This is a genomic window from Caulobacter sp. FV1ye6ST (assembly GCF_058681225.1).
On sequence record NZ_CM178733.1, the window covers coordinates 1,689,413 to 1,703,007 of the forward strand.

At 68.4% G+C, this 13,595-nt stretch carries 12 protein-coding genes; 4 read left to right on the forward strand and 8 right to left on the reverse strand.

Going from position 1 to position 13,595, the window contains the following annotated elements:
- Positions 1 to 34: 34 nt before the first annotated feature.
- From spt to lptC, 7 genes are all read right to left on the reverse strand, one after another.
- Positions 35 to 1,249: a serine palmitoyltransferase gene (gene spt / locus ACW175_RS08485; RefSeq protein WP_492104135.1), complete on the reverse strand. Its 1,215-nt coding sequence runs from the start codon at positions 1,247 to 1,249 to the stop codon at positions 35 to 37.
- Between the two features lie 3 nt (positions 1,250 to 1,252).
- Positions 1,253 to 1,504, reverse strand: coding sequence for an acyl carrier protein (locus ACW175_RS08490; protein ID WP_013079816.1), 252 nt, complete (start codon positions 1,502 to 1,504; stop codon positions 1,253 to 1,255).
- 77 nt (positions 1,505 to 1,581) lie between these two features.
- Positions 1,582 to 2,544: a ceramide reductase gene (cerR, locus tag ACW175_RS08495; RefSeq protein WP_492104926.1), complete on the reverse strand. Its 963-nt coding sequence runs from the start codon at positions 2,542 to 2,544 to the stop codon at positions 1,582 to 1,584.
- Complete coding sequence (locus ACW175_RS08500; RefSeq protein WP_492104136.1) at positions 2,519 to 4,237, reverse strand: fatty acyl-AMP ligase; 1,719 nt, start codon at positions 4,235 to 4,237, stop codon at positions 2,519 to 2,521. Before ACW175_RS08500 ends, cerR begins: the two co-directional genes overlap by 26 nt.
- The gene (locus ACW175_RS08505) at positions 4,200 to 5,582 is read right to left on the reverse strand and encodes a lipopolysaccharide biosynthesis protein (RefSeq protein WP_492104137.1); all 1,383 of its coding nucleotides are present in this window, start codon (positions 5,580 to 5,582) and stop codon (positions 4,200 to 4,202) included. Before ACW175_RS08505 ends, ACW175_RS08500 begins: the two co-directional genes overlap by 38 nt.
- A complete protein-coding gene (locus ACW175_RS08510; protein ID WP_492104138.1) occupies positions 5,579 to 6,703 on the reverse strand; it encodes a CDP-glycerol glycerophosphotransferase family protein in 1,125 nt (374 codons plus the stop codon). Before ACW175_RS08510 ends, ACW175_RS08505 begins: the two co-directional genes overlap by 4 nt.
- A gap of 1 nt (position 6,704) precedes the next feature.
- Complete coding sequence (lptC, locus tag ACW175_RS08515) at positions 6,705 to 7,337, reverse strand: LPS export ABC transporter periplasmic protein LptC (RefSeq protein ID WP_492104139.1); 633 nt, start codon at positions 7,335 to 7,337, stop codon at positions 6,705 to 6,707.
- 153 nt (positions 7,338 to 7,490) lie between these two features.
- Here lptC and ACW175_RS08520 point away from each other — a divergent pair, with 153 nt between their 5' ends.
- From ACW175_RS08520 to ACW175_RS08530, 3 genes are read left to right on the forward strand one after another with little or no spacing between them, the layout of a single operon-like run.
- Positions 7,491 to 8,555 carry an LLM class flavin-dependent oxidoreductase gene (locus tag ACW175_RS08520; RefSeq protein WP_492104927.1) on the forward strand — a complete coding sequence of 355 codons (1,065 nt, stop codon included), beginning with the start codon at positions 7,491 to 7,493 and terminating at the stop codon, positions 8,553 to 8,555.
- A complete protein-coding gene (locus tag ACW175_RS08525; RefSeq protein WP_492104140.1) occupies positions 8,552 to 9,175 on the forward strand; it encodes a cysteine hydrolase family protein in 624 nt (207 codons plus the stop codon). Before ACW175_RS08520 ends, ACW175_RS08525 begins: the two co-directional genes overlap by 4 nt.
- Positions 9,175 to 10,524 carry a zinc-binding metallopeptidase family protein gene (locus ACW175_RS08530; protein WP_492104141.1) on the forward strand — a complete coding sequence of 450 codons (1,350 nt, stop codon included), beginning with the start codon at positions 9,175 to 9,177 and terminating at the stop codon, positions 10,522 to 10,524. Before ACW175_RS08525 ends, ACW175_RS08530 begins: the two co-directional genes overlap by 1 nt.
- Here ACW175_RS08530 and ACW175_RS08535 read toward each other — a convergent pair.
- Positions 10,497 to 11,837, reverse strand: coding sequence for a DsbA family protein (locus ACW175_RS08535; RefSeq protein WP_492104142.1), 1,341 nt, complete (start codon positions 11,835 to 11,837; stop codon positions 10,497 to 10,499). The genes ACW175_RS08530 and ACW175_RS08535 overlap by 28 nt on opposite strands.
- A gap of 91 nt (positions 11,838 to 11,928) precedes the next feature.
- Between ACW175_RS08535 and ACW175_RS08540 the strand changes: the two genes are divergently transcribed.
- Entirely contained in the window at positions 11,929 to 13,581 is a 1,653-nt protein-coding gene (locus tag ACW175_RS08540) for a sulfatase-like hydrolase/transferase (RefSeq protein WP_492104143.1), read from the forward strand.
- Positions 13,582 to 13,595 lie beyond the last annotated feature (14 nt).

Here is a 13,595-nt window from a genome sequence, read left to right on the forward strand (position 1 = left end):
AGCCCGGGCGTCTTCGTTCAGCGATGCGGCAATCTTAGGCGCGGGCGCGCTTCAGGGGCTCGATGACGCCCAGGGCCGCGCCGATTTCGGCGAAGGCGCTCAGGACGGCGTCGATCTGCTCGTCGGTGTGCGCGGCGCTGACGCTGGCGCGAAGCAGCGGACGGCTGTCCGGCGTGGCCGGCGGCAGGGCCAGGTTCAGGTAGACGCCGGCCTGCAGCAGGCCGTTCCACATGGCGATGGCGCGTTCCTGGTCCGGGATGGTCGTGGCGACCACAGGGCTGGCCGTTGGGCCCGTGTGGAAGCCCATGGTCGTCAGGCCGTCGTAAAGACGCTTGGCGTTGCGGTTCAGCCGGTCGCGCAATTCCGGCTGTTCGACCATGCGGCGCAGGGCCGTGACCGTCGAAGCCACAACAGCCGGCGGCAGCGAGGCGGTGAACATGTACGGGCGGCAGACGACGCGCATGACGTCGAAATCGTCCATGTTCGAGACGCAGAAGCCGCCGATGGCCCCCAGGCTCTTGGAGAAGGTGCCGACGATGAAGTCGACATCGTCCTCGACACCGGCCGCTTCGGCCAGGCCGCGGCCCGTGGCGCCGAGCACGCCCATCGAGTGGGCCTCGTCGACCAGCAGGTAACCGCCAAGCTCCCGCTTCACGGCGGCGATTTCCTTCAGCGGCGCGACGTCGCCGATCATCGAATAGACGCCTTCGACCACGATCAGGCGCTCGCCCGGCGCATCGCCCAGGCGACGCAGGCGCTTGGCCAGGTCCTCGGGGTCGTTGTGGCGGAAGCGAATGACCTCGGCGTGGCCCAGACGCGAGCCGTCGTAGATCGAGGCATGGCTGTCGGCGTCGAGGATCAGGTGGTCGCCTCGGCCGACCAGGGTCGACAGCACGCCCAGATTGGCCTGGTAGCCGGTCGTGAAGACCATGGCGTGCTTGCGGCCGTAGAACTTGGCCAGTTCCTGCTCGAGCTCGACGTGCGCCTCGAACGAACCGTTGGCGATGCGGGAACCCGTTGTGCCCGTGCCGCGTTCCTGGACCGCCTTGACCGAAGCGGCGATCGCCTCCTCGTCGAAGGTCAGGCCCAGATAGTTGTTGGTGCCCAGCAGGATCGTCGGACGCCCCTCGACGACCCCCTCGGTCGGCGAGGTGACGGCGTCGAAGCGAACCTTGAACGGGTCGGCGCCGGCGCTCTGGATGGCCTTGTACGCATCGCGATAGGCCAGGTGCTTATCGAATAGCCCCATTAGTTAAGCCCTAGTCCGGAGATCGTTGATCAGTTTGGAAAGATCGCCGGCGGTCTCGACAGAGGCCAGGCGATCAAGAGGAATGGAGATGTCGAAGGTGTCTTCGAGCTCCATGATGATGTTCATCAGGGCCAGGGAATCCACGGCGAGGTCGCGGCCGATATGCGACTCTGCACGAACCTCAACGGGCCGTCCCAGAACCTTGCTCGCCGCCACCCCGATCTCGCGCAAGCTGAGATCCGTAACCGTTTCCATTCTAAACCAAACCTCCGGGAGCCCCACCCGTGACACTACTGTAACGGCGAGTCTGTCAGAATTCCGCCCTATTTGAACTAGGCGGCGACGTTTTTGGGTAACCACCCCTGGTCTCGATACCAATCGACGGTGTGCAAGAAGCCGTCGATCAGGCCGAACACGCTGGGTACTCCCTCCGCCATCGGAGCGCTAGATAGGGACCAATCGTTGTGAAGCAACTCCCTAGCTTTGCCTAAACCGAACACCGAGGGGTTGTTTGAGGCGAAAGACCAAGCATCCGCTAGGATTCCAGCCAGCCGTAGCGCGCTATCGGGCAACCTGACCAGTCGGGGATCTCGGTTCATCACCTGGCCGGCGGCGGTCATGATTTCTGACCAAGTGTAACCGTCGCGCCGCACATCCGAGAGCTCCACGAGGCCCGAAATGGGCCGGCGGCAGAACGCGACGAGCTTGGCCGCGGCGTCCTGCACGTGGATCATGGCGATCCGCGAGTCTGGCGACAGCACCGGCAGGACCGGGCTCTGGGCCGCGATCTTGAACAGTCCCAGGGTCTCGGTGTCGCCCGGACCGTAGATCGCGGGCGGGCGAACAATGAGCGCGCTAGGGCTGATTTCCCGCACCGCGTCCTCGCCCGCGCGCTTGCTGGCGGCGTAGTTGGAGAGTTGCGGCTCGCGCGCGGCGAGGCTGGAAACGAGGATGAACCGCGCGCTCGCTTCTTGGGCGGCCATGGCGGCGGCGCGGGCCCCGTCGCGATTGACGACGTTGAAGCCGTCCAGCGAAACGGCCTTGATCAGGCCAGCGACGTGGATGACGGCGTCCGCGCCCCGGCACAGGCGGTCCAGCGCGCCGGGGGTCTTCAGGTCGCCGACGACCACCTCGAGGTCCAGGCCCCGCCACAGCGGATGGATCGGGTCGCGGCGGACGAGCACGCGGGGCGTCCATCCGTCCTGGGCCAGGGCGCGGACCAGATGACGGCCCAGAAAGCCCGTGGCGCCGGTGACCGCGACGACGGCTTTAGTCACCGTAGGCGCCGGCCAGATAGGCGGTCTTGGCTTTCGAGCGGCTCAGCTTGCCCGACGAGGTCTGGGGCAGGGCGTGGGCGCCGACCAGCTTGACCTTGGCCTCGACCCCGTGACGGGTGCGCAGCAGGGTGGCGACCTGCTCGACAAGGGCGACGCGGGTGTCGGCGTCGCCGCCGCGCGCCTGGACCAGAACCACGATCTGATCTTCCGGCTCGGCCGGGATCGAGAACGCGCAGACGTCGCCGCTGCGCAGGCCGTCGATCTCATGGTCGGCGGTCCATTCCAGGTCCTGCGGCCAGATGTTGCGGCCGTTGAGGATGATCAGGTCCTTGGCGCGGCCGGTGATGACGATCTCGCCCTCGATCTTGAAGCCGATGTCGCCGGTATCCAGCCAGCCGTCGGCCGACAGCACGCGCGCGGTCTCGTCCGGATTGGCGAAATAGCCGCTCATCACCGAGGGACCCTTGGCGAAGATGCGGCCGACGCCCCGCTCGGGCAGGACCGCGCCGCTCTCGTCGCGGACCTCAAGGAAGTGGTCGGGCAGGGCCGGGCCGCAACGGGCGAAGGCGCGGGCGCGCTCCGAACCCTCGGGCGCATCGACCGCCAGGTTGTCGCGCTCCAGGCGCTCGACATCCAGGGTCTCGGCGCGCAGGCCCTTGCCCAGCGGGGCCATGGAGAGCGCCAGGGTCGCCTCGGCCATGCCGTAGCTGGCCACGAACGCCTTGGGCGAGAAGCCGGCGGGCTCGAAGGCCTCGACGAAGGCCTTCAGCGGCGGCATGCGGATCATGTCGCCGCCCAGACCGGCGCTGCGCCAGTGGCTCAGGTCGTAGGCGTCCAGCGGCTGGCCCTGCACCCGGCGGGCGCACAGCTCGTAGCCGAAGGTCGGGCTGTAGGCGATCGTCGCCTTGTTGCGGCCGATCAGGTCGATCCACAGCAGCGGACGGCGCACGAAGGCGCCAGTGGGCAGCAGGTCGACCGACATCTGGCAGGACAGGGGGCTGAGCAGGAAGCCGATCAGGCCCATGTCATGATAGAGCGGCAGCCACGAGATCGCGCGGTCCGACGCCGTCACCTGCAGGCCGTCGCGGGTGATCGCCACGCAGTTGGCCATCAGGGCCTTGTGGCGCACCAGCACGCCGGTCGGGGTGCGGGTGCTGCCCGACGAAAACTGCAGATAGCAGGGGTCTTCCGGCGTGATGGCCGGGAGATCCGCGCCGCCGTCTTCCGGCAGGTCGTCCAGGACGCCGGCGAAGTCCAGACCCGCGCGTTCGCCGATCTCGGCCGCCCAGTCCTTCAGGCCCTTCGGGCCGATCAGGATCTTGGCCTTGGCCGATTGGGCCAGGGTCTTGATCTGCTCGATATAGGCCTCCCGGCCGCCCAGAGGCGTCGGCAGCGCCATCGGCGCGGGCAGCAGGCCCGCGTACTGGCAGGCGAAGAAGGCGCGCACGAAGTCGGCGTCGGTCTCGGCCAGCAGCGCCACGCTGTCGCCGACCTTGGCGCCCGTAGCCAGCAGGCGACGGGCCAGGACGACGGCGTCCTCGCGCAGCTTGGCGTAGGGAAGGGCCTCGACCAGTTCGCCGCGCAGCGAATACAGGTTGACCCCGGTCTCGCCGGTCGCGGCGAAATCGAGGGCCTGGGTCAGGGTCGGGAAGTCGGCGAACCGGACAGTACGCTCAGACGCCGTGGGGGTGATCATAGGATAGTCTTTCATCGTCTTTGTCGGTGCGCGCGGAGCCTTCCTCCGTCGCGAGTCGGGCGAGCCTGTGACGCGCCATGAAATACATGCCCACGGCCATTGCCAAAGCGGACGCAACCAGGGCGGCGCCCGCGCCGGTCAGGCCGAAGGTCTTGATCAGCGGTCCGAGGGCCGCGAGATAAGCGATAACGACCACCAGGCGCACGGCCAAGGCCGCGCCGGCGGCGCGCATGGAGACCAGCATAGGCTCCAGGGGCAGCGAAAGGATAGCGATGGCCGCGGCGGCCACCTGCCAGTTCATCACCCCGGCGGCCGCGCCGAACGCCTTGCCCATCACGATCTCAAGGATCCACTTGCCCGCCACCAGACTGACCAGCAGCAGGGCGGCGGCCGCGCCGCCGCCGATCAGGCCGATCTGCATGGCCAGCTTGGTCATGGCCTGCCGGCCGCCCTGGCTGCGCATCTTGGCCAGTTCGGGATAGAGGGCCGGCACCATCAGGCGCGCGGGCTTGGCCATGCCGTCGGCGACCTGTTTGCCGATCCGCCAGTAGGCGGCCTGCACGGGACCCAGCATGGCGCCGACCACCAGGGTCAGCACGTGGGTGAAGCCGACGTCGATGGTGCTGGAAAAGTTGGTGGCCATGGCGAAGCGCCAGACGCCCGGCAAGCCTTGGCTGGTCGGGCCCATCAGCGTGAAGCCTTTCAGCAGGCCGCGCTTGTTGAGGTCCCAGGCCGCGATGGCGGCGATGTAGAAGAACGAGACGAAGGTGCCGGCCGCCCAGGCCGCCAGGAACCACTGGATCTCCGCGCCGGCCAGGGCGCAGATCCCGCAGCCGATCATCCGTACGAACGAGCTGACCGCCTGCTGGCCCGCCAGGTAGCGGAAGCGGTCGAACAGGCGCAGCAGCCCCACGCCCGTGGCCGAGGTCATCACCCCGATCGACAGGGCGTAGAGCGCGCCATAGCCGCTCATGCCCGCCGGCCAGGCCAGCTCGCGCCAGAAGAACCACGCGCCCAGCATGCCGAGGACCACGCCCAGCACGCCGCTGATTCCGTCCAGCAGCAGCGACAGGCGCAACACCTGGTGGAACTTGGGACGATCGTTCTCCAGGGCCGGCGCCGTCCCGTAGGTGATCAGGGTCTGCCACGACTGGAAGTGCGCCACCTCGCCCAGGAACTGGGCGAAGGCGTTGATCAGCACCACGACGCCCATCGCTTCCTTGCCCAGACTGCGGGCGGTGAGGGCGATATAGGCCAGGCCGACGACGGCGTTGACGATGCGGCCGCTCAGCAGCTGGCCGGCGTTGCCCAGGACATGCTTGAGCGGGCTGGGAGGGGGAGCGGCGGGCGCGTCCGTCATGCGGCGCGCTCCAGCTTGTCGACGATGGCGCGGGCCGCGCGCACCGAGGCCGGGACGTTGCTGACGTCGAAGGTTTCCTCGATCCCCCAGACCTGGGCCTCACGGTAGTTGTCGTGGGTGGCGAAGGCCTCGTCGAGTGCCTCGCCCAGTCGGGCGATGTTCGCCAGCACGGGACCGTAGAGCCAATGGTGGAAACTGGGGTCACCGCACCAGGACGCGTCGCTGCTGTTGAGGAACAGGCACGGCTTGGGTGTGCGCAGAAACTCGTAGATCTGGCTGGAGACGTCGCCCAGATAGAGGTCTGCCGCCTTGGTGTAGGTCATGTCCGCCGCCGCCGGGCCGCCCAGGTCGACATGGATGCGCGGATGCTGGGCGAAGGCCTTGAACGCGGCGCGCTCCTCGGTCGAGGCGGTCTCGAACAGGCGGATATGCGGGGCGAAGATCAGGTTGTAGCGGTCATTGGCCGCGAAGAACTCCAGCACCTGCATGCCCCATTTGGGCCAGGAGCCAAGCGTGGCGTGGAAGTGCGGATTGTATAGCACGACCGGACCGGGATGGTCGAACTGCGGGATCGCGCGCTTGGGCAGGTCGTCGACCAGGTCGAACTTCGGATAGCCGACCATGGCGCAGGTGTCTTCGGTGACCCAGCCCTCGTGCAGCATGCGGTCACGCTGCTTTCGGCCGGCGGCCATCACCAGGTCGAAGACCTTCAGGCGCGGTTCGAACGGGCCCTCGCGGTCGCCGGCGCCATGCTGGGTGTAGACCAGCAGCGGGTGGCGCACGCCCAGGCGTCGGAGCAGGGCGGTGGTGCGCTCAGGCGTGATCACCGCGTCGTAGCGCGCCAGGCGACGGGCGTTGATGATCAGCATCGGCGCCTTGGGCGGCGCGCCGTTGCTGAACCGCCGCATCCAGGCCGGCGGCAGCAAAACGAGTTCGATAGCGGCGCCGCCGAGCTCGGCGACCAGGCCGGACACGTAGTCGAGCAGATCCGGCGTGGTCGCGGCGATCTCGACCTTGATGGCCGGCCAGCGTCTGGCCATGGCGACGGCCACCGACAGGCTGTGCCAGACCTGATGGTGTTGCGCGATGTAGAGAAAGCAGACGCGTTTGGCGGCGGCCACGTCAGCGCTGACGCTCCAGCCGAGTATGGACGCGGCCCTGCAGCTTCACCCGGTCGCCCTTGTCGGTGACGCTGTAGGCATTGGCCTGCGTGCTGCCCTTGGGGCCGCTGCCCGCGATGCCGGCGTCGCCGCTGACCTCGCCCGTCTTCATGTTGATCAAGGCGCGCGGGGCGTCGAAGTCATAGCCCTCGGCGCTGGTGATCTTGACCTCGTCGGTCAGCAGCAGGGTGTTCTCGTCCTCGCGATAGAGGCCGCTCTTGGCCACCGCCTGGCTGGCGTTGGGCTGGCCGTATCCGCGCACCAGGACAGGCGAGACCAAGCGCACCAGGTTTTCGTCCTTGGGATCGCGCTCCGCGCTCGTGGCCGTGATCAGGAACGGCCGGCCGTCCTTGAGCACGCCGGTGAAGCGCGGCTTGTCCAGCACCAGCGGCGAGGCGGCGGCCTGGGTCTGCAGCTTGTTCGAGACGAAGCTGTTCCACGCGGCCTGGACGACCACGGCGACGCCGACGCTGACCGCGAACGCGGCCAGGGCGAAGCGCAGCCGCCGGACCGGCTTGCGGCGGCGGTTACGGGCGCGTTCAGCCGCGCTTTCGGTGGGAGGGACGGCGGAAACGCCATCGGTCTGGGTGAGCATTTGGGGAATGGATAGTCCCACGTTGTCATTCGCCCAAGACCTTTGTTTTCCCTCATGCGGTCCTGGCGCGGGGAAGCCGCGTGCGGATGGCGTTGAAGGACCCGACGTCAAGCGCGGTTGTTCGGCGAGGCGAAGCGCGTGATTATCCGCCGCATGTTCCAGCGCCCCCCGCAGCACAAGGATTTCGGCGTCTTCCTGCCGGTGGCCAATGGCGGCTGGATCGTCTCCAAGACCACGCCCGTCCTGGACGGCCTCTACGGCCAGAACCGCGCCGCCGCCGTGGCCGCCGACCAAGCGGGGCTGGATTTCGTGATGTCGATGGGCAAGTTCCGCGGCTTCGGCGGCGAGACCGACCACTGGGGAACCTCGCTGGAGTCGGTGACGCTGATGGCGGCCATCGCCGAGGCGACCAGCAACGTACGCATATGGGCCACGGTCCATCCGCTGCTGCAAAATCCGGCGGTCGCGGCCAAGATGATCGCGACGCTCGACCATATCAGCGGCGGCAGGGCCGGGCTGAACATCGTCGCGGGAGCCTACAAGGCCGAGTTCGACCAGATGAGCGCCTGGGACGATTCGCTGTCCCACGACGACCGCTACGCCCTGGCCGAGGAGTGGACGACCATCGTCAAGCGCCTGTGGCTTGAGGACAGCGTCGACTTCGCCGGCAAGTATTTCACGATGAGGGACTGTCAGTCCAAGCCCAAACCCTTGTCGAAGCCGCGTCCCGAGCTGATCTGCGCGGGGATGTCCGACCGGGGCTTCCAGTTTTCGGTGCGCCACGCCGACGCCTGCTTCATCGGCGGCCGCTCGCGCGCCGAGCATCGCGACGCCTCGCGTCGCGCCAAGGCCCTGGCCGGCGAGCTGGGCAAGGCGGTTCGCACCTACGCCATGTGCACGATCATCCACGCCGAGAGCGACGCTGGGGCCGAGACCCTGGCTCGCCGTTACGCCGAGGGCGCGGACATGGGCGCGATCCTCTCGATGCTGGCCAGTTGGGGCGTGCCAGCCGACAAGCTGCGGGCCGCCGCCGACAAGCAGGGGGCGTTCATGACCGAGACCCTGATCGGCTCGCCCGCCACCTGTCGCGAGCAGGTCGAGGGCTTCATGACCGAGTGCGAGCTGGACGGGCTGATGCTGATCTTCCCCGACTATGTGGAAGGCCTGGCGATGTTCGGCTCCGAGATCCTGCCTAGCCTGCGGACGACCTTCGCATGAACCTTGAGCATTGGATCGCACCCGGACGCACGGCGCTGCTGATCGTCGACATGCAGGTCGACTTCGCCTCGCCCGAGGGCCTGGCCGCCGGATGGGGCCTCGACCTTTCGACGGTTCCGGCGGCCTTGGCGGCGGCCCAGCGCCTGGCCGAGGCCGCGCGGGCGGCGGACGTCCCGGTGGTGTTCGTGGGTCTGTTCACGACGCCTGAAACCGACTCGGAGGTCTGGGACGAGCGGATGCGCCGACGCGGCAACGATCCCGAAGCCAGCCCGGCGCTCTGCCGCGCCGGCGCACCGGGCAGCGCCTTCGTCGGACCTCGGCCCCAGCCGGGCGAACCTATTTTCCGCAAGACCCGTTATAGCCCGTTCTGGGACACCGACATCGATGCGCGGCTCAAGGCTCTCGGTGTCGACACGCTGGTGATGGCCGGCCTGACGACCGAGTGTTGTGTCGCTGATACGGCCAAGGACGCCTTCAACCTCGATTACCACGTGTTCGTCGCCGCCGACGCCTGCGCGGCCTACGAGCCCGACCTGCACGCCGGGGCGCTGAAGATGCTGGACCTGAACACCGCGATCCTGACCGACTCCGCCAGCGTCGCCGCCGCCTGGAGCGCCTGATGGTCAGTCAAGCCGATCGCGAGGCCATCGCCGCCGCCATCGACACTGACGAGCTGACCGAGCTGGCCTTGACGCTTGGCAACATCCCCAGCCGCTCGGGCCAGGAGCGCGAGGCCGGCCAGTTCGTCCACGACTGGCTGGCCCGTGAGGGCTTTTCGCCGCGCAAGGTCGGGGCGACCGAGGATCGCTTCAACGTTATCGGGACCTATGGCGGTCTGGGCGCAAGCACAAAACGGTTCGGCAAGAACCTGCTGTTTACCGCCCATCTCGACACCGAGAGCCCGACGCGTGACCCCGATCTCGACGTCCACAAGTACAGTCCCGCCACCCTGGCCGATCCGGAGTGGGAGCGCTGCTGGCTGGAAGACGGTGTGCTGCGCGGCTACCCGATCGCCAATGATCGCGGACCGCTCAGCTGCTTCCTGATCGCGGCCAAGGCGCTGAAGACCGCGGGCTACGGCCTGGCCGGGAAGATGTACTTGACCGCCTGTCCCGGCGAGATCGGACCCGAGCCGATCGAGGAGCATCGCGGGATCGCGTTTCTCGGCAAGGACATCGGCGCTCACTACCTGTTCCACCACGGCGGCGTCGCGCCCGACTACGCCATCGCCGCCGAGGGATGCGACTTCGGCTGGACCAGCGTCGGCTGCGGCTATGCGGTGTTCCGGCTAAGGCTTTGGGGCGACGGCGTTTTCACGCCGCTGCTGCGCCATCCCGATCGGGCCGGCGACCATCCCAATCCGATCTATCGCGTCGGCAGGTTGACCGACGCCCTCCACGCCTGGACCCGCGACTGGGAAGCCGCCAGCCGCTACGAGAGCGCCGGCGGGATCGCGGAGCCCAAGGTCCAGCTGTGCGCCATCCGGGGCGGCGTGCCGTTCCAGTTCGGGGACGGGACCGAGGTCGTCAGCCTCTATCTCGAGGTCGGCCTCAACCCGCGCCAGAAGGCCGCCGACGTCCAGCACGCCCTGGAGGCCATGGTCCGTGCGGCGGATGTTGGTCGAGTCGAGGTCGAGCCGGTCGTGGTGCGCCACGGCTTCGAGGCCGACGCCAGGGAGGTCGCGCCGCTGGTCGGCGCGGTGGACGCCGCCACGCGCCTGGGCCTTGGCCAGCCGGCCGCCCGCGCCAACCCGGTCTATTCAAGCATGTGGCGCGACCACAATGTCTTCAACATGCACCGCGTCCCGGCCATCACCACGGGGCCGAAGCGCTGGCGGCCGACGCCGAAGGACTTGGCCGACAGCGCCCTGATCTACGCCCTGACGGCCCTGGAGATCTGCGGTCGCGCGGAGCAGGGCGAGGCCGCGAAAGGCGCGTCGGTCTATCCGGACAATCCGTTCGGCGCATAGGCCTTCGTCGGCGCCGTCGCCGCGCGGAGGTCGTCTTCCAGCATCCACAGCCGGTCCTGGCCCCAGTGCGCCTCTTGGCCCCGGACCCGGAAGGTCGGCGCGCCCCACAGACCGGCGTCCAGCAGGGCGGCGCGGTTGGCCTCGACGCGGTCGCGCCAGCTGTCATCGGCCAGGGCCGTGGCGGTCTGGGCGTCGGTGAGGCCGGCCCGGCGGGCGGCGGCATAGAGACCGCCATCCTCGGCCAGGGCCAGGCCGTCGGCGAAGGCCGCCTTCAGGCCCGACTCGGCGAATTCCTCGCCCAGTCCCAGGTCGATCGCGTGGTGCAGCACCGCCAAGGCGCGCTCGGCCCCGGCCCCCACGGGGTCGACGATCTTGCCGAACGGCAGTCCGAGGCGCTCGGCCTCGCGCTTGCAGTCCAGGGTGATGTAGACGGTCTTCACGCGGGGCACGGCCAGGCCGCGCATGACCATCGGCAGGATCGGCCGCAGCCGCAGCGTCGCGCCATGGGCTCGGGCCAGCTGGCGGAGACGCGGCAGGACCAGCCAGGAATAGGGACTACGGAACGAGAACCAGGCCTCGATCGTCGCCTTGGACGCGCCGGGCGCCGCCAACAGGGTCGGCTCCAGGGCGGGGGCCAAAAGCGGGGTTCCGGGCTCGCGGTCCAGGCCGCGCGCCGCGAGGCGGGCCTCCAGATGGCCCAGGCGATCGACGCCCCAGAACCACTCGCCCTCGAAGTGGAACATGCCGCCCAGATAGTGGCCCAATCGCGCGCGACGCTGCTGGCTGAAGGTCAGCAGGTCGTCGCGGAGGTCCGGGTCCTGGCCGCTAGTCCAGGCGGCCATTCCGGCCAGGGTCTTGGTGTCGCCCGACCACAGGGCCGCGCCGGCCGCCGAGGCGACGTCCTCGAACCGTTCGCGCGCGATCGCGTCGGCCAGAACCCCTTGTAGGCGGCGCACGTCCTCGGCCGAGGGCAATTGCGCGTTGGCGGGGAAGCCGACGCCCCGGGCCTGCGCCAGGCGGGCGGCGTCGCGCAGGCCGTAGGCGCGCAGGCGCTCGCGATCGGGCGCGGCGGAGTCCTCGGGCGGCGGGACCAGATAGGGATCGATCTCCACGCCGTATCGAGCGCGCAGGCGCGGCAGCATCTGTACGGCCAGGTGCGAATAGGGATCGTCGGCCTGATGAAAATAGCGGACGGTCGGACGTTCGCCGCGAAGTCGGGCGGAGACGGCGGCCAGGTCGCGGGCCATCCGGCGTCGCGCCGGGCTGGTCAGGACGGTGGTCACGCTTCGCATGATCTGGGCGCGCAGGGACATGATGACGGCCTCCCAACTGTCGGGCGCATGACATCTAGCGGCACGATGAATGTCAATATATGCTCCTGTGAACGATAAGAGGGAGGCGCGCATGAAGGCCTGGAAGTTGTTCACGGGGATCGTCGTGGTGCTGGTCGCGGCCGGCGCGGCGGCCTGGCATTTCCGCTTCGACCTGATCATCATGCTCGCGCGCGCCAAGCAGCCGAAGATCGAGGCCAACCACGCGGTGACCTGGGCGCGAGGCCCGGTCGCGAGTCCGGCCGGGCAACGGCCGCCGAACGTGGTGTTCATCCTGGCCGACGACCTGGGCTACAACGACATCACCCTGAATGGCGGCGGCGTGGCGAACGGCGCCGTGCCGACCCCAGCGATCGACTCGATCGCCCACCAGGGCGTCACCTTCGCCAACGGCTACAGCGGCAACGCCACCTGCGCCCCGTCGCGCGCGGCGATCATGACCGGCCGCTACGCCACCCGTTTCGGCTTTGAGTTCACGCCCACGCCGGTGGCCTTCTCACGCGTCGTCGGCGGCCATCAGGGCGACGCGCTGCACCCTTCGCACTTCAACAAGGACGAGGTGAAGAACACGCCGAAGGACGACAATACCGAGGCCGTGCCCTCGACCGAGATCACCATCGCCGAAGCCCTGAAGACCCGCGGCTATCACACCGTCCATCTGGGCAAGTGGCACCTGGGCGGCGCCAAGGGCTCGCGGCCCGAGGATCAGGGCTTCGATGAGAGTCTCGGGTTCATGGCCGGCGCCTCGCTGTTCGCGCCCGTCGGCGACCCGTCCGTCGAGGAGTCGCGCCAGGATTGGGATCCGATCGACAAGTTCCTGTGGGGCGCTCTGCCGTTCGCCGTGCAGTACAACGGCTCGAAGATGTTCAACCCTTCGACCTACATGACCGACTACCTGACGGACGAGGCGATCAAGTCGATCGACGCCAACAGGAACCGGCCGTTCTTCATGTACCTGGCCTACAACGCCGTCCACACGCCGCTGCAGGCGCCCAAGGCCGACTACGACGCGCTGCCCCAGATCAAGGATCACCGCCTGCGCGTCTACGGGGCCATGGTCCGCAACCTTGACCGCAATATCGGCCGTGTGCTGCAGGCGTTGAAGGACAAGGGGCTGGACGACAACACCCTGGTGATCTTCACCTCCGACAACGGCGGGGCCAACTATATCGGTCTGCCCGACATCAACCGGCCTTATCGCGGCTGGAAGGCGACCTTCTTCGAAGGCGGCATCCACGTGCCGTTCCTGCTCCGCTGGCCGGGCCAATTGCCGGCGGGGGCGGTCTATCGCAGCCCCGTCGGCCACGTGGACATCTTCGCCACCGCCGCGGGGGCGGCCGGCGCGACCCCGCCGAAAGACCGCGTGATCGACGGCGTCGACCTCGTGCCGTTCGTCAAGGGCAAGGCCAGCGGCGATCCGCACAAGGCCATGTACTGGCGCTCTGGCCGCTACAAGACGGTGATGGCCGGCGGCTGGAAGCTGCAGGTCGCCCAGGAGCCGAACAAGGTCTGGCTGTTCGACCTCAACACCGACCCGACGGAGCGTCACGAGCTTTCCAAGACCCGACCGGACAAGCTCAAGGAGATGCAGGCGATCCTGGCCCAGTTGGACAGCCAGATGGTCAAGCCCGCCTGGCCCTCGCTGATCTCCGGCGCTTTCTATATCGACCATCCGGGTGGTCAGAAGGCCAAGGCCAGCGACGAGTACGTGTATTGGGACAACTGAGGACGCTTTCCTCC